The following is a 24,658-nucleotide window of genomic DNA, read 5'->3' on the forward strand; positions in this document are numbered from 1 at the left end:
GAGGAATTGGAGATGACGACAAGACGTTTCTTTACAGAGGAATTAAATGAATTACAGGTGAAAATCGCTGAATTAGCAGAAGATACCAAGAACGTTTTAAAGAAATCTGTTGATGCGCTATTTGAAAAAGACATCGATTCGGCACAATCCATTATAGATAATGATCACTTTTTTAATCAGAAAGAGCAAATGATCAATGAAACAGCCATGATCCTAATTGCTAAACAGCAGCCTGTCGCAACTGATCTTCGTCGTTTGATCATTGCAATTAAAATTTCAGCGGATTTAGAAAGAATGGCTGATCATGCTAAAAATATTGCGAAATCAACAAAACGATTAGGTGCTCATCATAATATCACGATCAATCCTGAAATAAGAGAAATGGCGAATCTTGCTATGGGTATGGTGGATATTGCGAGGAAAGCCTACGAAACTGAGGACATTTCACTAGCGAAAGAATTGGCTTCAAATGATGATAAGATTGATGAGAAATATGGTGAAGTGACGAGAGAGCTATTAGAAGAAACAGCTAATAATCCTCAGCAAATTCAACATATTATGCAAATGGCCTTTACCTCCAGATATATCGAGCGTTATGCAGATCACATTACGAACATTGGTGAAAGCATCTTCTATTTAGTTAAAGGTGTTTCATACGATTTAAATGACTAAATGAAAAAGCTTATTCCCCTGTCAGAAACTTCTGGCAGGGGTTTTTTTGTGTTCAAAATATCTTTTATTTCCCAAACGTTTCAAGGATTTGTTCTTTCATGTAAGTGGGATAGTTTTGTGGTTTCGGTCATAAAGATTAGAGGAGAGGGGGGAGTATCCATGGCAAAATGGAAGCACAATCTAAAAAGTTGGTTAACGAGGAGATTAGAGCTTCCTGCAGATGCGGTCATGGATTTGCCGCGGATCACAATGGTTGGGCAGCTGCATATCTACATAGAGAATCATCAAGGTGTTCTCAAATTCTCTAATGATGAAGTTCGCCTTCTTCTTAAAAATGGACAATTGGTTATTAAAGGATCCGATTTTATGTTGAAAACCATCCTTCCCGAGGAAATCTTACTTGAAGGTAAAATTGAACATGTTTCCTACTTAGATAAACCTAAAAACTGATATAAGCCTTACGATATTCTCGGGCTGACTATACGGGAGGCTGTTATGAAGGAATATATTAAAGAACTCTTTTCTGGATATGTAAGAATCAAAGTAGTCGGGTCGTATACAGAGCTTTTCATTAATCGTTGTATTGAATATAACATTCCGATTTGGAACATCTCACGTGTGAACAATGACACGATTCTTTTATCCCTCTATACTGCTGACATTAAACGAATCAGGCCGCATTTAAAGAGGACAAGATGTAAAGTTCGCATTACTGCTCGAAAAGGGTTTCCTTTTTTGGTGAAAAAAGTGGTCTACTCTAGAGGTTTCCTGAGTGGGATCGTCAGCTGTATTTTACTCATTTTGATCTTATCGAATATGGTGTGGTCGATCACAGTGAATGGTGCTACACCTGAAGTAGAGCATAAGTTAAAGCAAGTGGCTGAAGAACTTGGGGTGAAAAAAGGAGAATTTATATTTCAGTTGCCATCCAATCAGGAACTACAGCAGAAAATGACTGAAAGTCTTGAAGAAATTACCTGGGTGGGTGTGAAACGAAGCGGTTCAACGTATCACTTTGAAGTCGTTCAAAAGCAATTGCCTGAAAAACAGCCTGCCTTAAATGCAAGGCACATCGTTGCGGATAAAAAAGCTATTATTACTAAAATATATGTAGAGGAAGGCCAGGTTCAAGTAAAAGAAAATGACTATGTTAAACCTGGTCAGCTCCTCATTTCAGGATTTATTGGGAAAGAAGAAAAAAGCGAACTTGTCCCTGCGCGAGGAGAAGTTTATGGGAAAACTTGGTACGTCACAAACGTATCTATTCCTTTAAAATCAACATTTAAAACGAATACTGGAGAAAGAAAAACAAAATTTTCTGTTGGATTTTTTGGTTTTCATCTCCCGGTTTGGGGATTTTCTAATCCGGAGTTTTCTCAATTTGAAACAATAGTACAGGAAACGAATTTACGTTTCTTAAAATGGGAAATTCCTCTGTCCTTTCAAACAAAAGAGCTTCTCCAAACCAAAGAAGTAACAAGAGAGTATACAGAAAAGGAAGCGCTTTTGGCAGCTAGTCAGGTTAGTAGAGAAGACATTCTCAATAAAACCTCAGAAAAAGCAGAAATTAAAGAGGAAAAGATTTTGCACCATGAGGTAGAGAATGGTAAAGTAAACGTAAAGATACACTATGAAATTATCGAAGAGATTGGGAAAGACATACCGATTATTCAAGGAGATTGAGGTCTATTGTCAGAATCTTATGTTGATCTTACATTACAGCTAGAAAATTCTAATGAAGCTCAAAGCTTATTTGGCCCTGGCGATGAGCATTTAAAGATAATCGAGGAAGCACTTGAAGTGTCACTTGTGACTCGTGGAGAAGGCATATCTGTTAGAGGGAATGAAGAAAATGTAACAATGGTAAAAGAAGTTGTGCATACCCTTCACACCCTTATTAAACGAGGAGCGAGTATCTCTGGGAGAGACGTTGTTTATGCATGCCAATTAGTGCAACAGGGGATGCTTGACCAGCTTCTAGAGCTTTATCAAGAGGAAATCACTACAAATGCAAAGGGAAAGCCGATTAAGGTGAAAACACTTGGTCAGCGCCATTATGTATCGGCGATGAAAAAAACTGACCTGGTGTTTGGTATTGGACCAGCTGGAACCGGAAAAACGTATCTTGCAGTGGTTATGGCGGTAACAGCACTGAAATACAATCAAGTGAAGAAAATTGTTCTTACTCGTCCAGCAGTTGAAGCTGGAGAAAGTTTAGGCTTTCTGCCAGGAGATTTGAAGGAAAAAGTTGATCCTTATTTACGTCCATTATATGATGCCCTTCATGACGTGCTGGGTGTTGAACAAACAACTCGTCTTATAGAAAGAGGTACGATCGAAATTGCTCCGCTGGCGTATATGCGAGGTCGTACGCTTGACGACAGTTATGTCATTTTAGATGAAGCCCAAAATACAACGTCTCAGCAAATGAAGATGTTCTTAACGCGATTAGGTTTTGGCTCAAAAATGATTATAACTGGGGATATTACACAGATCGATCTTCCAAAAGGAAAAGAATCGGGTTTAGCAGCAGCAGAAAAAATTCTTAAGCGAGTAAAAGATGTCTCATTCATTTACCTTCAGCAGACAGATGTTGTCCGCCATCCATTAGTTCAACGTATTATTGATGCATACGAACATGAAACGAAATAAGCGAAAAAAGGTCCGTTTGAAAAACGGGCCTTTTTTGAGCCTTATAGAAAAGGTAGCTAGTTTAAAAGAAGGCGGCACGAGATTAGCTGGATGAGGGGGTAACTTCTTTAAAGATTGTACTCCATTTATTAGGGAATTCTGATAAAATATGAAGAAGAGTAGTAGAGGCCAGAACTTATGAGGTGAAGGAAGCTATGATTGCGAAGATTAAGCACTTGTTGCAGAATAATCTCCGTAATATCGAACGAATTAAAATGATCAAGTGGTCGCTTTATGGATTGGTAGCGCTTATTTTGTATTTAACGATGCTATCCAATATAATACCAGAGTCACTGGATGTTTCCCTTTATTCTAGAGCGGATCATGATATCGCTTCACCAATCACGATCGAAAATAAAACTGCTACAGAAGATGAGCGGTCTAAAGCCGCACAAATTGATGCAAAATATGTTTACCGTGATCAAGTTTCTCAGTCCCAGTTTGATAAATTAAATGATTTGTTTTCCGGAATTGATAAGGTAAAGAAAAATGAACCAGAGAAAAAAACAACTCAAGAAAAAGTGTCAGAGCTCAAATCAATCATCTCAGTTTCAATGTCAGATGAACTTTCAGAGGATACTTTGAAGCCGTTAGTTGAGGCGGAACCTTCACAAATTAGTTTAATAAAGGAACTAACGTTATCTGAAGTAATGGAGGTTATGACAGATCGAGTATCAATTGATAATTTAGAGCAATCTAAATCGGATGTTGAAGATCGATTGTCTCTCACATCGCTCCCAACTGATCAAAAGAAAGCTATGATTACAGTAGCACAGCAAAGCATTGTACCAAATTACTTCCTTGATCCAGAACAAACAGAACAAAGTCGTCAAGAAGCGATTGAAGCTGTTCAGCCTGTGATGATACGCGAGGGACAAATCATCGTGGAAGAGGGCGCAATGATTAACCGTGAAGTAATGGAACAGCTTCGGCTTGCGGGTTTACTTGATGAAGGATTTGATGCTGTTCCGTATGTAGGGTTAGCCCTTCTTGTGTTACTACTTACAGGGTATTTGTATTACTTCTTTCAAGACGTTAAATCACGTGTGCGTTCTTCAAATACAAACCTTCTTATTCTTGTTTTAATCTACTTTAGCACACTTATGGTGCTAAAGTTATCAAGCTTATTACAAGGGATAGAAGTTCCTGGAATTGCTTATATCGTTCCAGCAGCAGTAGGGTCCATGCTGATAAAAATGCTTTTTAACGAACAATTAGCCATTGCTTCAAGTATCCTCTTTGGTGTTTGTGCTGGCGTATTTTTTAACGGAGAAATTTCTGGACCGATGAATGCTTCACTTGGATTCTATGTATTAATGAGTTCGCTATCAGGGGTATTTTTCCTTGGTAAAAGAAATCATCGATCAAATATTCTAAAAGCAGGATTGCTTGTTTCATTAATAAACATGGTGGCAGTGGCTATATTATTAATGTTAAAGAACGGGCAATATAGTGGCATCGAACTTAGCTATCACTTTGTTTTTGCCTTTTTATCTGGGTTCTTATCCTCCATGTTAACGCTGGGATTAATGCCGTTCTTTGAAGCTGGCTTCCGCATTATTTCGACTACAAGGTTAATTGAGTTATCAAATCCTAATCATCCGTTGCTTAGAAAAATACTTGTAGAGACTCCTGGCACGTATCATCATAGTGTCATGGTTGCAAATTTGTCAGAAGCAGCGTGCGAATCCATTGGAGCGAATGGTCTACTAGCGAGAGTGGGCGCTTATTATCACGATATAGGTAAAACAAAACGACCTCACTTCTTTATTGAAAACCAAATGAATATGGAGAATCCACATGATAAAATTTCACCACATTTAAGTAAGACAATTATTGTTTCCCATGCATCTGATGGAGCTGAGATGCTAAGGAAGCATCGTTTGCCAAAAGAAATTGTGGATATTGCTGAACAGCATCATGGTACAACGCTTTTAAAATATTTTTATTACAAAGCAAGTGAACAAGCGAATCAGCCGGTTTCAGAGAAGGAATTTCGCTATCCTGGACCAAAAGCCCAGACTAAGGAGGCGGCAGTTGTAGGAATTGCAGACTGCATTGAAGCAGCAGTCAGATCGATGACGAAACCAAATCCAGAAACCATTGAATCTCTTGTAAGAAAAATCATAACGGAAAGATTAGAAGACGGTCAATTTGATGAATGCGATTTATCGCTTAAAGAGCTCGATATTGTTGCAAAAACGATTCTTGAAACATTGAACGGTATTTTCCACAGTCGCATTGAATATCCGACAGAAATAAAAAAGAAGGTGACTTCATGAATTTAACAATCGACTTTATTGATGAAACAGAAACATTAAAACAAGAACAATTTGAAATGCTTGAAAAATTATTGAGCCATGTAGCAAGTGAAGAAGAGGTTGAAGCAGGAAGCGAAGTGTCCATTATGTTTGTGAATAATGAGCGGATCACGGAGATTAATCGTGATTATCGAGGGAAAGATCAACCTACTGATGTCATTTCATTTGCACTTGATGATGAAGAAGAAGGCGACGATCCAATCTTATTCGATGAACAAATACCACACCTGCTTGGAGAAATTGTCATTTCTGTCCCAAAAATAGAAGAGCAGGCTGCTGATTATGGACATAGCTTCGAACGCGAACTTGGTTTTTTATGTGTTCATGGGTTCCTCCATTTACTTGGTTATGACCATATGACAGAAGAAGATGAGAAAGAAATGTTTGGTAAACAAAAAGTGCTACTAGAGCAATATGGCCTCACAAGATAAACGTTCCCGGCTGATACGGTTTTTACGCAGTTTTCTCTATGCGTCTCAAGGTTTTCGTTACTTAATAAAAAATGAACAAAATTTTCTCTTCCATCTCCTAGCAGGTGCTGCAGTCATTATAGCTGGGGTAGTATTGGGTTTATCAGCCATTAAAATGTGTTTATTGCTAACTGTAATCGGTATTATGCTAAGTTTGGAAGCCCTAAATACGGGCATTGAACGAACGATTGATTTAATTACGGAAAAAGAACATCCTATAGCGAAAGTGGCAAAAGATGTTTCCGCTGCAGCTGTCTTTCTTTTTGCAATTATTTCAGTTATAATCGGTTTCCTTCTCTTTTTTGAACCGATTGCTCAGATGTTTCAGTCATAAGGAGGATTTATAATGGATAAGCAAATGTTGATTGATGAGGCTAAAAAGGCAAGAGAGAGGGCATATGTTCCTTACTCGAAGTTTAAAGTAGGTGCGGCTCTGCTTTCTGATGATGGTACAGTATTCGGTGGGTGCAACATTGAAAATGCAGCTTATAGCATGTGCAACTGCGCTGAGCGTACAGCATTATTTAAAGCTTACTCAGAAGGACATAAGACCTATGAAGCTATAGCTGTGGTTGCTGATACAAAGCGCCCTGTTCCACCGTGTGGAGCTTGTAGACAGGTTATCTCAGAGCTGTGTGATCCAGAAATGAAAGTAATCTTAACCAACCTAGAAGGAAAAATACATGAATTAACCGTCAGCGAACTGCTTCCTGGCGCATTTTCACCGGAGGATTTGAATGAGTAAAGAAGTGTTTAAGTCAGGATTTGTATCAATCGTTGGTAGACCAAATGTGGGGAAATCGACGTTGCTAAATGAAGTAATCGGACAAAAGATTGCGATTATGAGCGATAAAGCACAGACGACGCGAAATAAAGTACAGGGCGTATATACAAGAGATGATGCTCAAGTTGTATTCATTGATACACCAGGTATTCATAAACCAAAACATAAACTTGGTGATTTCATGATAAAAATGGCGCAGAGCTCTTTGAATGAAGTCGATTTAATTTTATTTGTCATAAATGCTGAAGAAGGATATGGTGCTGGTGATCAGTATATTATTGATCGATTGCAAAATGTAGAAAGCCCCGTATTTCTAGTTATTAATAAAATTGATCAAGTTCACCCTGATCAATTGTTTCCAATGATCAATTTTTACAAAGATAAATATTCATTTGCAGAAATTGTACCTATTTCTGCCTTGCAAGGAAATAACGTAAACACTCTTCTTGAGCAAGTGGTTGATTACCTTGAAGAGGGCCCTCAATATTATCCTAGTGATCATGTGACCGACCACCCTGAGCGCTTTATTGTGGCAGAGCTTGTGAGAGAGAAAGTTCTTCATTTAACCAGAGAAGAAATTCCTCACTCGGTTACAGTTGTAACTGAACAAATGGTGAAACGTGAAGATTCTGACGTAATTGACATCCATGTAACCGTGATAGTTGAACGCTCATCCCAAAAAGGGATCATTATTGGAAAACAAGGAAAGATGTTAAAGGAAGTTGGGAAACGAGCGAGGCAAGATATTGAAGCTCTTCTAGGTTCTCGAGTGTTTATGGAAATTTGGGTAAAGGTTGTGAAGGATTGGCGTAATAAACCTTCATCTTTACGTGATTATGGTTACCGCGAAGATGACTATTAAGTGAAATTTTGTTAAAAATTCCATCACATAAACCGACTTATGTAAGGTCAAGCTAGAGGTAAGAGATAAACTTTTTACAAAATGAAAGGTGGGATCTAAAGTGTTAGAGTTTACCTGGAAAATATTTTGTGAAACAGGAAACATTGATACTTATCTTCTTTTGAAGGAAATGGAAACACCGAATGATGAAGAAAATGATTCTCTCGCCGAAGTAGAAGAAGTAACTCGCCTCTCTTGACCTTTTGGAATTGTAACAGGAAACGGTTGGTGAAAGTTCTTGTTAAAGAAGGTTGAAGGAATTGTGATTCGAACCGTGGACTATGGTGAAACAAATAAAATACTGACGATTTATTCCAGAGAGACGGGTAAGGTTGGCGTCATGGCAAGAGGCGCAAAAAAACCAAAAAGCCGTCTTTCTGCTGTTTCTCAACTTTTCGTTTATGGGCAGTATCTCTATCAGCATACAAGTGGATTAGGCGGATTGAACCAGGGAGAAATCATTGACTCATTTCGCTCCATTCGAAATGATTTATTTCTTACTTCTTATGCAGCATATGCAGCTGAGCTAGTTGATAAACTAACGGAAGAAAGAAAACCGAATCCATATTTATTTGAAATGTTGCATCAGGTTCTTCATGAATTGGATGAAGAGAAAGACCCTGAAGTGATTTTGTTTATTTTTGAATTAAAAATGCTTCGAGTTGCAGGAATTACCCCTCAGCTAGATCGTTGTGCAAACTGTGGGCTACCCGAAGGAAAATTTTATTTTTCAATCAATGAAGGTGGATTGCTTTGTCATCGTTGCCTTACAGTAGACCCTTACCACATACCAATCATGAAGCGAACAGCAGAGCTTCTTCATTTATTCGCTCATATTGATCTTGGAAGGTTGGGGAATATCTCTTTAAAAAAAGAAACGAAGAAAGAAATCAGACAAATCCTTAACCTTTATTTCGATGCTTATTCCGGACTTTATTTAAAATCAAAACGATTTTTGGATCAGTTGGATCGATTTAATCTTGATTAATTAGCCTGCGGAGTTTAAATCCGTAGGCTTTTTATTTACGCAATAGTAGCATGCGATGATAAATTATTAGTATTGGTCTCATCAATTTTCAATGTTATTCGAGGTGTAGACAAAATGATGTGGGGTACTTTCGTTAAAATGGTATAATCGTATATAATAATGAAAATAAAGTATAACCTTATTAAAGGTGGTGATTTTTATCCAACTAAATAATAGACAGGAAACAATCCTTCAGATCGTGAAAAATGAAGGGCCAATTACTGGCGAGCATATTGCAGAAAAGCTCAGTTTAACGAGAGCAACGCTTAGACCAGACCTTGCAATCTTAACAATGGCAGGGTACCTTGACGCAAGGCCAAGAGTCGGTTATTTTTATACAGGTAAAACTGGTTCACAGCTTCTAACGGAGAAGATTAGAAAAATTAAAGTTGATGAGTACAAATCAATACCTGTTGTCGTTCAAGAAAACGCAAGTGTATATGATGCCATCTGTTCAATGTTCCTTGAAGATGTTGGTACATTGTTTGTAGTAAATGAATTAGCGCATCTGGTAGGTGTTTTATCTAGGAAAGATCTTTTAAGAGCTGCCCTCGGTAAGCAAAATCTCGAAAGTATTCCAGTAACCATTATTATGACGAGAATGCCGAATATTACTGTGTGCCAAAAAGATGATCTTTTAATTGAAGTAGCAAATCAGCTAATTGAGAAACAGATTGATGCGCTGCCAATTGTTAAAGAGGTTGAAAACGGTATTGAGGTTGTTGGAAGAATAACGAAAACAAATGTTACGCGAGCGCTAGTGGATCTTGCCAAAGATGAAATTATTTAGCTTAGGGGGGTTTATATGACGAATTCATCGAATCGTGCCATTGTATATGTTATATCTGATTCGGTTGGTGAAACAGCAGAATTAGTTGTTAAGGCAGCCGCGAGTCAATTTGATCCAACCGATTTTGATGTTAGAAGAGTTCCTTATGTTGAGGATACGGCGACCATTCACGAAGTGATGACTCTTGCGAAAGAAACAAAAGCAATTGTCGCTTTTACACTGGTAGTCCCAGAATTAAGAGAATTCCTTCTGGATGTAGCAGCAGAAGAAAACATTCAAGCAGTCGATATAGTTGGTCCAATGATTGATCACATGCAGGCTGTCATAGGGAAAAATCCACGGAATGAGCCTGGGCTTGTACATAAACTCGATGAAGACTATTTTCGTCGAGTAGAGGCGATTGAATTTGCAGTCAAGTATGATGATGGAAGAGACCCACGTGGAATCGCTCTCGCAGATATCGTACTGGTGGGCGTCTCTAGAACTTCTAAGACTCCACTGTCTCAATATTTAGCCCATAAGAGACTGAAGGTGGCAAATGTTCCAATTGTTCCGGAAGTGGATCCTCCAGAGGAATTGTTTAATGTTGCAGAAGGAAAATGCTATGCACTTAAAATAAGTCCTGAAAAGTTAAATAACATACGTAAAGAACGACTAATTGCGCTTGGCTTAAATGCAGAAGCTAGCTATGCGAATATGACAAGGATAAAAGATGAACTGGAATATTTCGACACGATTATTAATAAAATGAACTGTCAAGTCATTGATGTATCAAATCGAGCCGTTGAAGAAACAGCCAATTTAATTTTAAGTTTACACAAAGGGAAACATACATCTTAATAGCATCTATAAAAAAATGCCCATCAGAGAGACAAAATGTTCTGGATGATGGCATTTTTTTATCGTTTTAATCTGTTCAATTTAATATTTTTAGTATATAATCAAATATTGTCAATAAAATTTGTCTATAATCATTAAAGAAGGCTTTCAGAAGAATACAATAGTTATCTTAACTAGCTCAATCTAAAATTCTGAAAGTTAAAACATAAATTTCAAAAGAAGGATAACTCAGGGAGATGTAGAATAGAGAATTATGACGAAAAAGAAACTGACGCTTTTTGTCGATGCAGATGCATGTCCTGTTTTAATTAAAGAAGAAATAATGGCTTTTCAAAAAGCCCTTTCAGAAGCCGAAACGATTTTTGTTGCCTCATATGCTCATATGAGCACAACGTTCCGTGAAGCGACGTGGGTTATGGTAGACTCTGAAAAAGAAGAAGCGGATCTCTATATTCATCGCCATGCAAAAAAAGGGGATATAGCAGTAACACAAGATTATGGTCTTGCTAGTTTGCTCCTTCCAAAAGGTGTTTTTGTACTTTCTCCAAGAGGGAAACAGTATACAGAAGAAAACATCTCGACTCTTTTACATACACGGTATTTAGCATCTAAAAGTAGAAGAGCTGGTAAGCACACGAAGGGTCCGCGAAAGTTTACTGGTGATGATCGAGTTCAATTTCGAGAAGCCTTAATTAAAATATTGTCGAATTATGAAGGGGATTATTTTTATTTGTCGAAACTATAGAATCTGTTGGTGATAAATCATGAGTGGCAGAATTCCAGAAGAAAAAATTGAAGCGATTCGTCGATCGACAGATATCGTAGATGTCATTAGCGATTATGTTCAACTGAAAAAGCAAGGAAGAAATTTCTTTGGACTTTGTCCTTTTCACGGTGAAAGTACTCCTTCATTTTCAGTAGCACCTGATAAGCAAATATATCATTGTTTTGGCTGTGGTGCTGGCGGTAACGCTTTTTCATTTCTAATGGAAATTGAAGGGTATAATTTTATAGAGGCTGTTCAAACTTTAGGTCAAAAATCTGGTATTGATTTACCTGAAGTACAGGACAACCAGAGCGGTAGTGCAAAAACTACTTCTGAAAATGAGGTTATCTATAAAGCCCATGATTTTCTGACGAAGCTATATAATCACTGTATGGTTAAGACACCAGAAGGCGAACAAGCTCGGACTTATCTTAATGAACGTGGATTTTCAAGAGAGATGATTGAAAAATTCCAGCTAGGTTTTGCACCTGACTCATGGGATTACGCAACATCTTATTTAGAGAAAAGAAACTATCCCCTTTCAAAAGTTGCTGACGCAGGGTTACTTGCCAAAAGAGAATTCGATGGAAAATATTTCGATCGCTTTCGAAATCGAATTATGTTCCCAATCTGGGATCCCAAAGGAAGACCTGTTGCTTTTGGGGGACGAATTATAGGAGATGGCGAACCGAAATATTTAAATAGTCCAGAGACAAAGCTTTTTCAAAAAGGGAAGTTTCTCTATGGTTTTCATTTGACTCGTTCCGCCATTCGCTTAAAAGACCAGGCGATCCTATTGGAAGGCTATGTCGATGTGATTACAGCATACGGAAATGGGGTACAAAACGTTGTAGCAAGTCTTGGTACAGCATTAACAAAAGATCAAGCAAAGTTGTTGCGAAGACAAACTGAATCGGTTGTGATTTGCTATGATTCAGATAAGGCTGGAATAAGTGCTGCAACAAGAGCAGCAGATGAACTAATTGAAGCAGGTTGTTACGTTAGAATCGCTAAAATGCCAGGAGGACTAGATCCCGATGACTATATCCGAACATACGGTGCAGAACGGTTTGAAAAGGATGTAATAGGGGCAGCGTCAACAGTAATGGCTTTTAAAATGGAGGTTTTTCGATCAGGAAAAAACCTATCGGATGAAGGAGAACGAATCCGCTATATCGAAGAAGTACTTAAAGAAATTAGCGTTCTTTCTAATGCTGTTGAACGAGATCATTATTTACGACAGCTATCGGATGAGTTCTCACTTTCGCTCGATGCTTTAAAGCAGCAGGTTTCCCAGTTTTTTAAAGAGGGGAAGAAAAATAAGGATAATGCCCCGCCGAAAAGGGATAATAATGCTAGGAAAAATTTCTATGTTAAGAAAAAACTCTTGCCTGCTTTCCAGAATGCAGAACGTATACTACTTGCTTATATGATGCGGGATCTGGAAGTGGCAGAAAAAGTACAGGAAGAGGTTGGCGGTTCGTTTAATATTGACGAGCATAGTGCGATCGCTGCATATCTGTATAGCTTTTATGCTAACGGCCATGAAGCTGACGTGAGTCAATTCATGGAGCAGCTGACTGATCCTAACCTTGTCAAAATTGCTTCTGAACTGGCCATGATGGATTTAAATAATGACGTGTCGGATAAAGAATTACACGATTACATTCGACAGGTGTTAAATTATCCAGAATGGATAAAGATAGAAGAGAGAGAAAAAGAAAAAAAAGAAGCGGAAATGAAGCAAGACTTTGTCCAGGCAGCTAAGATCGCTATGGAGATTCTTGAAATGAAGAAGAACTTAAAAAATTCATTTTAAGAATGTGACTGATTTTTATTGTTGAGATGTATGGAAGGAGGGGATCGAATGGCTGAAAAACCAACTCGCCAGCCGGCGGAAGGTGAATTAACCATCGATCAAGTGAAAGAGCAGTTAGTAGAGCTTGGTAAGAAGACAAGCTTAATTACTTACTCTACGATCGTTGAACGGTTGTCGCCGTTTGAACAGGATTCGGACCAAATGGATGAATTCTTTGAATATCTAGAGGAACAGGGTGTCGAAGTTATAGAAGACAATTCAGACAACCCGTCACCTCAGGAAGTTGAAAAAGAAGAAGAATTCGATTTGAATGACTTAAGCGTTCCTCCGGGTGTGAAAATAAATGACCCGGTTCGAATGTACCTAAAAGAAATAGGTCGCGTTGATCTTCTTTCTGCACAGGAAGAAATCAGCCTTGCACAACGCATTGAAGAAGGTGACGAAGAAGCGAAGCGACGTTTAGCTGAAGCCAACCTTCGATTAGTTGTTAGTATTGCAAAACGCTATGTTGGACGCGGTATGCTCTTCCTTGACCTTATTCAAGAAGGGAATATGGGTCTTATCAAAGCCGTTGAGAAATTTGATTACCGTAAAGGTTACAAATTTAGTACGTATGCAACATGGTGGATTCGTCAAGCGATTACTCGTGCCATTGCGGACCAGGCAAGAACCATTCGTATTCCGGTACACATGGTCGAAACAATAAATAAATTAATTCGAGTTCAACGTCAACTTCTTCAGGACCTTGGTCGTGAACCTTCTCCTGAAGAGATTGGTAAAGAAATGGATCTATCACCGGAAAAAGTCCGTGAAATATTAAAAATTGCACAAGAACCAGTTTCATTAGAAACGCCGATTGGTGAAGAAGACGATTCTCACCTTGGCGACTTTATTGAAGATCAGGATGCTCTTGCCCCATCTGACGCTGCCGCTTATGAACTACTGAAAGAGCAGCTTGAAGATGTGTTAGACACGCTGACCGATCGTGAAGAAAACGTATTGAGACTTCGGTTCGGACTAGATGATGGACGAACAAGAACGCTAGAAGAAGTAGGACGTGTCTTTGGTGTTACGCGTGAGCGAATTCGTCAGATCGAAGCGAAAGCTCTACGTAAACTTCGCCATCCAAGCCGTAGCAAACGGTTAAAAGATTTTCTAGAATAAAATGAATGACTCTCTGACTGCTTATGCAGTTGGAGAGTTTTTTCTTTTTATGCTCTCTTGTCGAAGCCTTAATGAGTGCTTAGTTAAATAAGATTGATCATACCGATTAAAGAATACATTTCTTGTCATTTATTTTACTGACTTTTCTTTCGTTTTGCAAATGGACCTTTTGGATTTAGAAGCAGGCTATTCTGTCAGAGTAAGGATTAGCAAGGGAAGAGTTGAAAAAAATATTAGATATAATTATTTTTATTTTCTAAAATGTTGAAAAAATGAAACTTAAAAGAGATAATAAAATGTAAGCGTATTCAAATTGGTAGCATTCTATTATAGGAGGTTAGTGGTAATGAATTTTGACTTAACGAAAGAACAAAAAATGATTCAAAAAATGATTCGAGAGTTTGCTGATGAAAAGGTTGCACCAGGTGCAGAACAGAGAGACAAGGAAAAGAGGTTTCCTAAAGAAATTTTCCAACAGCTCGGCGAACTAGGAATTATGGGTCTTCCATTTCCAGAAGAGTATGGTGGTGGGGGAGCAGATACAATAAGTTTTGCTATCGTGGTAGAAGAATTAAGTCGAGCATGTGGCTCAACTGGAATTACATATTCAGCACACGTATCACTTGGCGGAGCACCACTTCATCTGTTTGGCACAGAAGAACAGAAGCGAAAATACCTTGCGCCCATTTGTTCAGGTGAATCGTTAGGTGCTTTTGGTTTAACTGAACCTAACGCGGGCTCAGATGCAGGTGGGACGGAAACAGAAGCTTCTCTCAAAGATGGTCAATGGATGATCAATGGAAGTAAATGTTACATTACAAATGCTTCTTATGCGGATCACCTTGCCTTAACCGCGATAACTAATAGAAAAGACGGGGAAAAAGAAATAAGTGCCATTATCGCACCTACTTCCGCACCTGGATTTAAGGTGATAGATAACTACGAAAAGTTGGGATTGCATTCTTCTAATACAACAGAACTAGTTATGGAAGATGTTGTTGTTCCAGAAGAGAACTTGCTCGGGAAGCGAGGAGATGGCTTCAGGCAATTTCTCATGACTCTTGACGGCGGTCGAATAGGAATTGGTGCTATGGGAGTAGGAATTGCTCAGGCGGCTTATGAGAAGGCTTTGCAATATGCAAATGAACGGAAACAATTTGGTCGGTCGATTTCACGTTTTCAGGCTATCCAATTTAAATTAGCGGATATGGCGATGAAAATAGAGTTGGCTCGAACGATGGTATATAAAGCTGCCTGGTTAAAAGACCAGGGAAAGAAATTCACAAAAGAAGCTTCAATTTGTAAATTATATGCTTCCGAAATTTGTATGGAAGTTTGTGATCAAGCTGTGCAAATTCACGGCGGAAATGGGTATATGCGTGATTATCATGTTGAGCGCTATTTTAGAGATGCGAAATTGCTTGAAATTGGAGAAGGAACGTCAGAGATTCAACGTATGGTTATTGCTCGGGAAATTGGATGTTAAGCTGAACGAGCGCTCGGTTAGTAAGGTGTTTTCTATTTTAACAGTTGTTCAATACTTAGTTGTGAATTTAATCCATGGAGAGGGGTGCGGCTATGACGGGATTGCTTCATGAGACGATCGGATCGATGCTTGAAAGACAAGTTGCTCAATTTGGAACGAAAGAAGCTGTCGTTTACGCAAAAGAAAACATTCGCTATACTTTCAGTGAATTTGATAAGGAAGTCAATCGAGTAGCAAAGGCGCTACTCGATCTAGGTGTGGCGAAAGGAGAGCATGTTGCGATTTGGGCAACAAATGTACCTGAATGGCTCCTTTTACAATTTGCTACAGCTAAAATAGGAGCGGTGTTAGTGACCGTTAATACAAATTATCAATCAACTGAACTTGAATATGTATTAAAACAATCAGACGCTACGCATCTTTTTTTAATAAATGGTTTTAAAGGCACTTCTTATCCTAAAGCTTTTCTTGACCTAAAGAAAAAGGGTGACCAAGTAAGTAAGGGGAAATGTGAATTTCATGACCTTCCTCATTTGAAAAATGCTATTTTTATTGGTAGTGACCCTCATCCTTCTTTGATGAGTTGGGATGAATTTATTCACTGCGGGTTCTCTATCACAGAAGAGGACTTAGAGAAAAGAAAGAGCCAGCTCGATCCTGATGATGTGATTAATATGCAATATACGTCAGGTACGACTGGTTTTCCAAAAGGCGTCATGCTCACTCATTACAATATTCTGAATAATGGGTATCAAATTGGTCAGTGCATGAAGCTTACGGAAGCAGATCGTCTATGTATTCCTGTCCCCTTTTTCCACTGTTTTGGTTGTGTTCTTGGCACTTTAGCAGCATTTACTGCCGGTGCCACAATCCTCCCTATCATTGAGTTTGAACCTAAGCTGGTATTAAAGACAGTTGAGCAGGAAAAGTGCACAGCGCTTCACGGTGTCCCTACTATGTTTATTTCTGAGCTTAATCTACCCGAATTTAATTCGTTCGATTTAAGTTCTCTCCGCACTGGCATCATGGCTGGCAGTCCCTGTCCAATTGAAGTAATGAAAAAAGTAATGAACATAATGAACATGAAGGAAATTACCATTGCCTATGGTCAAACGGAAGCTTCTCCAGTTATTACACAAACGAGGACTGACGATCCGGTAGACTCTAGAGTGAATACAGTGGGACAAGCTTTGCCGGGTGTCTCAGTAAAAATAGTGGATCCGATAACAAATGTAGAGGTGGACAGCAATCAAGTAGGTGAGTTATGCACAAAAGGATATCACGTTATGAAAGGGTATTATCAAATGCCCGATGCAACCAAACAAGTGATTGACTCTGATGGGTGGCTTCATACTGGAGATTTGGCCAAAATGAACGAAAGCGGATATGTTCAAATTACAGGCCGATTAAAAGATATGATTATTCGTGGTGGGGAGAATGTTTATCCTCGAGAGATTGAAGAATTTTTATACACACATCCTGCTGTACAAGATGTGCAAGTAATCGGGGTTCCGGATGAGAAATATGGCGAAATTGTCGTGGCATGTATTCAATTGAACGATAAAAAATCAGTAACTCCAGCAGATATTGTGGATTTTTGTGAAGGGAAAATTGCAAGATATAAAATTCCTTCACATGTTTTCTTTGTAGAAGACTATCCAATGACTGCTTCTGGAAAAATTCAGAAATATAAACTACGCGAATCTGTAGTAAAATGGGCTAATTTACATTCTGGAGTAGAATAATGAGTAATATGGCCTGGCATCAGCGATTGTGCTGATGCCGTTTGTTTTATTAGGAAAATTTGCTATCATAGAGATAGAGAGAATAACTATGACAAATATGTGATTTGCCTCGCTTCCCCTTTTCTTTCATAGCGTTTTCAAGTAAAATAAGTTATGATTTGTTTACTCTTACATAATTGGGGAAAACGACATCAGCGAATCGGTACAAGGAGGAAAAGAAATGAAAAAGAATCCGCTTATTCCATTTGCATGGACAGCCGTTATCGGATTAATTCTCATTATTGGTGTTTCTTTCTGGGCATTGCAGCAGGGCGGCGAAGAGAGCGCTGAGGGCGAAGGCGAAAAGCAAGAACAGGCTGAAGCATCAGCACCAGAAGATATCTATGCTCAAAACTGTGCATCTTGTCACGGTGGCGATCTTGGCGGTCAGGTAGGCCCAGCTTTAAACGCTGTTGGAGGTAAATACTCCAAAGATGAAATTCTCGACATCATTAATAATGGTAAAGGTGGAGGCATGCCTGCGGGAGTTATCCAAGGAGAACAGGCTGAAGCAGTAGCTCAGTGGCTATCCGAGAAAAAATAAGAAGTGAAAAAAGCTTTCTGTGAGAACAGGAAGCTTTTCTATTTGTAAGAAAAATGATTTCCTTTTCATCGTTATCAAGCGTGTGTAAAGGGTAAACTATAAAGAAGAAAATTGGGTAAGGTGAAGAAATGAACGATAAATTATTATCAGAACGATTGAAGAGGGTAGCAAGCTTCGTACCTGAAGGGAGTAGAGTAGCGGATATAGGGTCTGATCATGCCTATTTACCTTGCTATCTAATGAATAAGCAAATCATTACTTCAGCAGTGGCGGGGGAAGTTAACGATGGCCCTTATCAATCAGCGGTTAACCAGGTTAAACGTAGTGGATTTATAGAAGAAATAGCAGTTCGTAAAGGAAATGGTCTTGAAGTTCTTTCGCCTGGTGAAGTAGACGTCATTACAATTGCTGGAATGGGTGGTCAGCTTATTCGAGATATTCTATTAGAAGGACAAGAAAAGCTAACCAATGTGAAGAGGCTTGTATTACAACCTAATGTAGCCGCGCATCTTCTACGTGAACGACTTTCTGATTTGGATTGGGAACTTGTTGAAGAATGTATCCTTGAAGAAGATCAGAAAGTGTATGAGGTGCTTGTATTTGATGCTGGGAATGGCAAGCGACCATACGAGGGTATGGGGCACAAGGAGTTGCTTAAAAGTATGCTGGTTGGCCCGATCCTTTTAAAGAATCAAAATGATGCTTTTCGAAAGAAATGGCAAAATGAATTAACAAAGAGGGAACGGATTTTAATGTCGCTATCAAAAACAAACGGTGTTTCAGATAAAGAAGCACAGGTGAAAAATGAACGTGACATCATTAAGGAGGTTCTTTCATGAGTAAGCTAGTTTCAGGTCAGGCGATTATTCAAGAGTTTGAAGCATGGTCTAAAAAGAAATATGCAGAAGAGGGAGATCCCATTGGGTTGCAGGTCGGCAGCCTGAATAAAAAGATCAAGAAGGTGATGACCGCGCTTGATGTACTTCCTAATGTGGTTGAAGAAGCGGTGCGTGAAGGGGTCGATTTAATTATAGCTCATCACCCGATTCTTTATCGACCACTTAAAAAGATCAATTTAGATACAGAACAGGGTAGGATGATTGAAACCCTCATTAAAAATGATATTACGGTTTATGCTGCTCATACGAACCTGGATGTAGCGCCGGGTGGAGTGAATGATATGTTAGCAGAAGCGTTAGGATTAAAGCATACAAGCGTACTCGTTGAGACCTTTCAACGTACGCTTAAAAAGGTTGCTGTGTTTGTACCAGCATCTCATCAGGAAGAGGTACGAGGCGCTCTTGCAAGTGCAGGAGCGGGCTTTATAGGCGAATATAGTGATTGTACGTTTTCTTCTCAAGGAACAGGGCGATTTAAACCTACTGACGATGCAAAGCCGTTTCTTGGGGAAGCAGGGACTCTAGAATCTGTAGAAGAAGTGAAAGTTGAAAGTATCTTCTATGAAGATCAACAAACTAAGATCATTAACGCTGTAAAAAAGGCTCACCCTTATGAAGAAGTAGCTTATGATATTTTTCCACTTGATAATGAACCAGAAAAGTTAGGTTTAGGTAGAGTTGGTCTTCTTGATAGGGAAATGACATTAGAAAGCTTTGCAGATTACGTTAAAGAAAAGCTCGGTGCTGAAGGGGTCCGGGTTGTGGGTGATCTTCAATCGACGATTAAAAAAGTCGCTGTACTGGGTGGAGATGGGAATAAGTTTGTTCATGCCGCTCGCTTTAGCGGCGCTGATGTTTTTGTTTCGGGTGATATTTATTACCATGTAGCTCACGATGCTATGATAGAGGGGCTTCAAATTATCGATGCTGGACATAACATTGAAAAAATTATGATTGAAGGTGTGCGAAAAAAGATGCAAGCTTTCCTAGAAGAGAAGAAGTACGATACAACCATTATCTCTTCTCAAGAACGAACAAACCCGTTTCAGTTTAGATAACAAAATCCCGCCGGTACCGGCGGGATTTTGTTATTTTTTCACTTTTACTTTTGGAAGAATCTTGGATGAAGGTACATTTCGTTCACGTTTCCACGTTTCTTCGTTGTTCGGATCATATTGATCAAGAAAACGGATGACTTCTTTCGTGATAGGAGTTGGCGTAGATGCGCCAGCGGTGACACCAACTGTTTCAACACCTTCAAGCCATTCAAGCTGTAATTCTGAAATGTCGGCAATTCGGTAGGCGGGTGTTCCTGCCACCTCAATTGAAACTTGTGCTAGTCGGTTCGAATTATTACTTTTTGGATCTCCTACAACAAGAACTAGATCTGTATCGCCAGCTTGTTCAGCGACAGCTTCTTGACGCACCTGAGTTGCGTTACAAATCTCATTATGGATAACAGCGTGTGGGTATCGTTCAGTTGCTCTTTCCATAATTTCTTGTACATCCCACTGGCTCATTGTTGTTTGATTTGTAATAATAATTTTTTCACTATCAATTTCTAGATTGTCGACTTCTTCAGGTTTTTCTACAAGATGTACGATTTCAGGAGCGATCCCCATTGCCCCTTCAGGCTCAGGGTGTCCTTTTTTACCAATATAAATGACGTGGTAGCCTTCCTGCTGCTTTTCACGAATTAAATCATGCGTTACCGTAACATCAGGACAAGTGGCATCAAGCACGGTAAGTCCCTTTTCCTCTGCAAGCTCACGCACCTGAGGTGAAACACCATGTGCTGTGAAAATAACAGTTCCGGACTCTACCTTTTTAAGAATTTCCATTCGGTTTGGCCCATCAAGGGTAATAATGCCATCATCTTCAAAAGCATCTGTCACGTGTTTATTATGAACGATCATCCCGAGAATAAAAATCGGACGCGGTAAAGTTTTATCGAGGGCTGCATTACGTGCAATCACCATTGCATCTACAACGCCATAGCAATAACCTCTAGGTGAAATTTTAGTTACTTTCATCGAGTACCTCCTCAATCCATGTATGGATTGTTGTATATCTAATCTTCCTTAATTATAAAGGAGATACAGAGATAACTCAACGAAACACGTTGTTACACATAGAGTTTAGGCTTCGATTTCATACTTTGTTTATTTGGACTCGGTTTCGTTTTTTTCTTATCACTTGTTGTTGGTGGGGTTTTTCCTTTTTTTTTCGCCGGAGATTTTTTTTTCTTTTTAGATGTTTCCTCTGCGGCATCATCCTCTTCATCTTCCGTTTCGCCGGAGGATTTTTGGTATTCTTTAAACAATGCGATCATCTCTGGAAGCTGTTTAACCATAGGGCCGTATTGCTGGACCATCGGTTTAATGGTGTCGGCTGCCTGCATAACCTTTTGTACGTTTTGGATCATCCCCATCATATCCATGCCACCCTGGCCAGCTCCGGGAAGAAACCTTGATAACATTCCAGCCTGCTGAGGAAAACCAGGAACCGGACCACGCATGGCAGGAAATGATCCTGGAGGCATTGGGAGCCCCCCGCTCGCCTGACCTCCACCGCCTCCTAAAAATCGAGATAATAGTCCTCCAGATTGTGGAGGCTGTGGATAGCCTGGGCCAGGACCTTGAAACCCTCCGCCGGAAAATGGAAAGCCCATGCCAGGACCAGGACCACCTTGAGGGGAGGGAGGAAATTGATTCATGTCATACCCTCCTTCTTATAACTTGAACAATATAAGCTGTTGGTACTATTAAGGTATGCTGAAAATTTGAACGTGTGAGAGAGGTCAAATTAGGAAATATAAATAATAGATAGGATATTATTGATCGATCGCTTTAAGAAAAAAGCGCGATTATTTCATACGTTTTGAGGATAGTCCGCACATACAGAGTGCAAGGTCTTTCCTGAACATATGGCGCTTTAGTTGAATTTGTTTTATAATATAAGATGGATTAATGGATGGAGGAACAACAATAATGAAACAATTTGATAGATTAGGGCTCAAGCCTTTCTTAATTGAAGCGCTAGAAGCTCAGAAATTCACGAGACCGACTGAAATTCAAGAGAGACTTGTGCCAGCTATACGGAATGGTGAGAGTGCCATTGGGCAATCACAAACAGGGTCTGGTAAAACACTCGCCTTTCTTCTCCCGCTTATTCATCGAATTGACCGTGAGAAAAATGAGTGTCAGGCTGTGATTACAGCACCAACTCGTGAACTGGCTGACCAAATATACAATGAGGCACTTAAATTAATAGCGCCACTTTCTGAAGAAGAAACTATATCCATCAAAAAAGCGGTAGGTGGAACGGATCGCAAACGTATGATTAGTCGTATGAAGAATACGCCTCATATCGTAATTGGAACTCCAGGAAGAATTAAAGACCTCGTGGAAGAACAGGCGTTAAGCGTTTTTCCTGCTACAATGCTTGTTGTAGATGAAGCAGATCAAATGTTAGACATGGGGTTCATTGAAGATGTAGATTATATTGCTTCCCGGATGGCAAAAGAATTACAAATGCTCGTATTTTCTGCTACGATTCCAAAGAGTTTGCAACCATTTTTGAAGAAATATATGGACAACCCCAAATTCGTAGAAGTTAATGCGGAACAAGTAACGGCAGATAAAGTAGAAAATATATTTATCCCAGCTCGTTATCGTGAGAAGAAAGAGCTCTTGCTTAATGTTACAAAAGCGATTAATCCTTACCTAGCTCTTGTCTTTACAAACACGAAGCAAACGGCAGATGAAGTAGCTGACTTTTTAATTGAAAATGGTCATAATGTGGAGCGGCTACATGGCGGTGTTCAAGCTCGTCAACGTAAACAAATTATGAAGAAGATTCAAGAAGCAGAATGTCAGTATGTTGTTGCGACAGATCTTGCTTCAAGAGGTATTGACATTAAAGGCGTCTCACACGTTATTAATTTTGAATTGCCAAAGGATCTTGATTTCTACATTCACCGTGTAGGACGAACTGCACGTGCTGGCCAGGACGGAATTGCTTTTACTCTAGCAGAACCATCTGACCAACAGGCGATACAAAAGCTGTCAGCAAAGGGAATTAGTATTTCATACAAAGAGGTTAAGAACGGTGAATGGGTGGAAGCGAAGCCAGTAACACCTCGTAAAAAACCAACGTCATCAAAACCAGAAGTTTTTGTACCAAAGCCGAAGAAAGTTAAACCAGGTTACAAAAAGAAAATGCAGCAAGAGCGCGATAGAATTCAGCAAAAGCGTGGTAGAAAATAACTCAAAAACCCTCTTAATACAGAGGGTTTTTGTCTGCTTTATTATCATGTGAAGGGTTTGTTGGAATCAAGTGAAAACCAAATACGTTTTATGCGATTAAAAAAAGGAAGGACTGAAGGAAATGTTAAAAATAGGATCTCACGTTTCAATGAGTGGCGATAAAATGCTGCTTGGAGCTAGTGAAGAAGCTGTCAAATACGGGGCTACAACCTTTATGATCTATACGGGGGCCCCTCAAAACACACGGAGAAAGGCAATTGAAAAGCTGAACATCGAAAAGGGTGCTATTCATATGAAAGAACATGGCATTGAAGATATCGTTGTACATGCTCCATATATCATTAATATTGGAAATACGACGAAACCAGAAACGTTTCAGCTTGGAGTCGATTTTCTCCGATCCGAAATTGAGCGCACTCACGCTCTTGGTGCCCGCCAAATTGTTTTACACCCTGGTGCTCATGTAGGGGCCGGAGCAGACAAAGGAATCAAGAAAATCATCGAAGGATTAAACGAAGTTCTTACGCCAGATCAAGAGGTGCAGATTGCTTTAGAAACAATGGCAGGGAAGGGCTCGGAATGTGGAAGAAACTTTGAAGAGCTTGCTCAAATTATTGACGGGGTTACCCACAATGATAAGCTATCTGTCTGCTTCGATACGTGTCATACTCATGATGCAGGCTATAATATCGTTGATGATTTTGACGGTGTCTTGAATGAATTTGACCATATTGTTGGAATTGAACGATTGAAAGTTCTTCACGTAAACGATAGTAAAAATGAACGTGGAGCAGCAAAAGACCGTCATGAGAATATAGGCTTTGGTTACATTGGTTTCAAAGCACTGAATAAAGTGATCCATCATCCTCAATTAAAAGAGATCCCAAAAATTCTAGAAACGCCATATGTAGGGGAAGATAAGAAAAATAAGAAAGCGCCTTACAAACTTGAAATTGAAATGCTTCGCAATCAAAGGTTTGATGAAGATTTAAAAACTAAGTTGATGACTGTCTAACAAAAAACCGCTGTATAGCGGTTTTTTGTTATTGATTTAAAAAAGATAGAATCAATTTGTTCACTCGCGACGCAACGGAAGGACTAACTTCACGACTGATTTTCATTAAAATCCGCTTTCTTTGCGTTTGATTCGCAATATCGATGTTTTCCTGTTTTAATATTTGGACAATTTTCTTTGCATCTCCTGCAGAAAGTGTAATACCATATTGTTTAGATAGCTGAAGCAATTCTTCAGTCGTGATTCGATTTAATTTGAAGTTTACAAGTTGAAGCTGTATAGGATTCATCACGATGCCCCCTTTGCCTATCTCATACTATGCAACCTTCTCGTGAAGGTGTTCGAATTCAGTATGCGTCTTTTAGTACATGGAGATTTTTTATATAATAAGTGATAAGATCCTTACTTTGCCACTTT

26 protein-coding genes are annotated in these 24,658 nt (G+C 39.2%); 23 read left to right on the forward strand and 3 right to left on the reverse strand.

Annotated elements, in window-relative coordinates:
* The first annotated feature begins 12 nt into the window (after window positions 1-12).
* The 21 genes from phoU to LC090_RS07620 all read left to right on the forward strand — a co-directional run bounded on the left by phoU (window position 13) and on the right by LC090_RS07620 (window position 20,016).
* On the forward strand, window positions 13-672 hold the full coding sequence (gene phoU, locus LC090_RS07520) for a phosphate signaling complex protein PhoU (RefSeq protein ID WP_226656833.1): 660 nt from the start codon (window positions 13-15) through the stop codon (window positions 670-672).
* Between the two features lie 159 nt (window positions 673-831).
* Window positions 832-1,122, forward strand: coding sequence for a sporulation protein YqfC (yqfC, locus tag LC090_RS07525; RefSeq protein ID WP_226656834.1), 291 nt, complete (start codon window positions 832-834; stop codon window positions 1,120-1,122).
* A gap of 45 nt (window positions 1,123-1,167) precedes the next feature.
* Window positions 1,168-2,355 (forward strand): sporulation protein YqfD, encoded by a 1,188-nt coding sequence (gene yqfD, locus LC090_RS07530; RefSeq protein ID WP_226656835.1) that lies wholly within the window; start codon window positions 1,168-1,170, stop codon window positions 2,353-2,355.
* Window positions 2,356-2,361: 6 nt separating this feature from the next.
* Entirely contained in the window at window positions 2,362-3,324 is a 963-nt protein-coding gene (locus tag LC090_RS07535; RefSeq protein WP_226656836.1) for a PhoH family protein, read from the forward strand.
* Window positions 3,325-3,518: 194 nt separating this feature from the next.
* Window positions 3,519-5,645: an HD family phosphohydrolase gene (locus tag LC090_RS07540; RefSeq protein WP_226656837.1), complete on the forward strand. Its 2,127-nt coding sequence runs from the start codon at window positions 3,519-3,521 to the stop codon at window positions 5,643-5,645.
* Window positions 5,642-6,115, forward strand: coding sequence for an rRNA maturation RNase YbeY (gene ybeY, locus LC090_RS07545; RefSeq protein WP_226656838.1), 474 nt, complete (start codon window positions 5,642-5,644; stop codon window positions 6,113-6,115). The genes LC090_RS07540 and ybeY overlap by 4 nt, the downstream gene beginning before the upstream one ends.
* Window positions 6,099-6,488 (forward strand): diacylglycerol kinase family protein, encoded by a 390-nt coding sequence (locus tag LC090_RS07550; protein ID WP_226656839.1) that lies wholly within the window; start codon window positions 6,099-6,101, stop codon window positions 6,486-6,488. The genes ybeY and LC090_RS07550 overlap by 17 nt, the downstream gene beginning before the upstream one ends.
* 12 nt (window positions 6,489-6,500) lie before the next feature.
* Window positions 6,501-6,899, forward strand: a complete 399-nt coding sequence (locus LC090_RS07555; protein ID WP_226656840.1) for a cytidine deaminase — start codon at window positions 6,501-6,503, stop codon at window positions 6,897-6,899.
* A complete protein-coding gene (gene era, locus LC090_RS07560; protein WP_226656841.1) occupies window positions 6,892-7,800 on the forward strand; it encodes a GTPase Era in 909 nt (302 codons plus the stop codon). Before LC090_RS07555 ends, era begins: the two co-directional genes overlap by 8 nt.
* Window positions 7,801-7,900: 100 nt before the next feature.
* Window positions 7,901-8,038, forward strand: coding sequence for a YqzL family protein (locus LC090_RS07565; RefSeq protein WP_226656842.1), 138 nt, complete (start codon window positions 7,901-7,903; stop codon window positions 8,036-8,038).
* Window positions 8,039-8,077: 39 nt separating this feature from the next.
* Complete coding sequence (gene recO / locus LC090_RS07570; protein ID WP_226656843.1) at window positions 8,078-8,827, forward strand: DNA repair protein RecO; 750 nt, start codon at window positions 8,078-8,080, stop codon at window positions 8,825-8,827.
* Window positions 8,828-9,014: 187 nt separating this feature from the next.
* Window positions 9,015-9,656 (forward strand): helix-turn-helix transcriptional regulator, encoded by a 642-nt coding sequence (locus LC090_RS07575; protein ID WP_425590636.1) that lies wholly within the window; start codon window positions 9,015-9,017, stop codon window positions 9,654-9,656.
* Between the two features lie 15 nt (window positions 9,657-9,671).
* Window positions 9,672-10,496, forward strand: coding sequence for a pyruvate, water dikinase regulatory protein (locus tag LC090_RS07580; RefSeq protein ID WP_226656845.1), 825 nt, complete (start codon window positions 9,672-9,674; stop codon window positions 10,494-10,496).
* 253 nt (window positions 10,497-10,749) lie between these two features.
* Window positions 10,750-11,241: a YaiI/YqxD family protein gene (locus tag LC090_RS07585; protein WP_226656846.1), complete on the forward strand. Its 492-nt coding sequence runs from the start codon at window positions 10,750-10,752 to the stop codon at window positions 11,239-11,241.
* A 19-nt stretch (window positions 11,242-11,260) separates the two neighbouring features.
* Window positions 11,261-13,081: a DNA primase gene (gene dnaG, locus LC090_RS07590; protein ID WP_226656847.1), complete on the forward strand. Its 1,821-nt coding sequence runs from the start codon at window positions 11,261-11,263 to the stop codon at window positions 13,079-13,081.
* 48 nt (window positions 13,082-13,129) lie between these two features.
* Window positions 13,130-14,245: an RNA polymerase sigma factor RpoD gene (gene rpoD / locus LC090_RS07595; protein ID WP_224593706.1), complete on the forward strand. Its 1,116-nt coding sequence runs from the start codon at window positions 13,130-13,132 to the stop codon at window positions 14,243-14,245.
* Window positions 14,246-14,591: 346 nt separating this feature from the next.
* On the forward strand, window positions 14,592-15,731 hold the full coding sequence (locus tag LC090_RS07600; RefSeq protein ID WP_226656848.1) for an acyl-CoA dehydrogenase family protein: 1,140 nt from the start codon (window positions 14,592-14,594) through the stop codon (window positions 15,729-15,731).
* A 92-nt stretch (window positions 15,732-15,823) separates the two neighbouring features.
* Entirely contained in the window at window positions 15,824-17,476 is a 1,653-nt protein-coding gene (locus tag LC090_RS07605; protein ID WP_226656849.1) for an AMP-binding protein, read from the forward strand.
* Between the two features lie 220 nt (window positions 17,477-17,696).
* A complete protein-coding gene (gene cccA, locus LC090_RS07610; protein ID WP_224593715.1) occupies window positions 17,697-18,059 on the forward strand; it encodes a cytochrome c550 in 363 nt (120 codons plus the stop codon).
* Window positions 18,060-18,187: 128 nt separating this feature from the next.
* Window positions 18,188-18,898: a tRNA (adenine(22)-N(1))-methyltransferase gene (locus tag LC090_RS07615; RefSeq protein ID WP_226656851.1), complete on the forward strand. Its 711-nt coding sequence runs from the start codon at window positions 18,188-18,190 to the stop codon at window positions 18,896-18,898.
* Window positions 18,895-20,016, forward strand: a complete 1,122-nt coding sequence (locus LC090_RS07620; RefSeq protein ID WP_226656853.1) for a Nif3-like dinuclear metal center hexameric protein — start codon at window positions 18,895-18,897, stop codon at window positions 20,014-20,016. Before LC090_RS07615 ends, LC090_RS07620 begins: the two co-directional genes overlap by 4 nt.
* A gap of 30 nt (window positions 20,017-20,046) precedes the next feature.
* Here LC090_RS07620 and LC090_RS07625 read toward each other — a convergent pair whose 3' ends face one another.
* Window positions 20,047-20,991 (reverse strand): 4-hydroxy-3-methylbut-2-enyl diphosphate reductase, encoded by a 945-nt coding sequence (locus LC090_RS07625; protein ID WP_226656855.1) that lies wholly within the window; start codon window positions 20,989-20,991, stop codon window positions 20,047-20,049.
* A gap of 92 nt (window positions 20,992-21,083) precedes the next feature.
* Window positions 21,084-21,674: a YqfQ family protein gene (locus tag LC090_RS07630; RefSeq protein WP_226656859.1), complete on the reverse strand. Its 591-nt coding sequence runs from the start codon at window positions 21,672-21,674 to the stop codon at window positions 21,084-21,086.
* 274 nt (window positions 21,675-21,948) lie between these two features.
* Between LC090_RS07630 and LC090_RS07635 the strand changes: the two genes are divergently transcribed.
* Window positions 21,949-23,226, forward strand: coding sequence for a DEAD/DEAH box helicase (locus tag LC090_RS07635; RefSeq protein ID WP_226656861.1), 1,278 nt, complete (start codon window positions 21,949-21,951; stop codon window positions 23,224-23,226).
* Window positions 23,227-23,347: 121 nt separating this feature from the next.
* The gene (locus tag LC090_RS07640; protein WP_226656863.1) at window positions 23,348-24,241 is read left to right on the forward strand and encodes a deoxyribonuclease IV; all 894 of its coding nucleotides are present in this window, start codon (window positions 23,348-23,350) and stop codon (window positions 24,239-24,241) included.
* Between the two features lie 28 nt (window positions 24,242-24,269).
* Here the strand turns inward: LC090_RS07640 and LC090_RS07645 are convergent, their stop codons facing one another.
* Window positions 24,270-24,530 carry a DUF2624 family protein gene (locus tag LC090_RS07645; protein ID WP_224593734.1) on the reverse strand — a complete coding sequence of 87 codons (261 nt, stop codon included), beginning with the start codon at window positions 24,528-24,530 and terminating at the stop codon, window positions 24,270-24,272.
* Window positions 24,531-24,658: the final 128 nt, after the last annotated feature.

Origin of the sequence: Guptibacillus hwajinpoensis, from assembly GCF_020524165.1 — a bacterium.
Classification (GTDB): Bacteria; Bacillota; Bacilli; order Bacillales; family Guptibacillaceae; genus Guptibacillus; species Guptibacillus hwajinpoensis_D.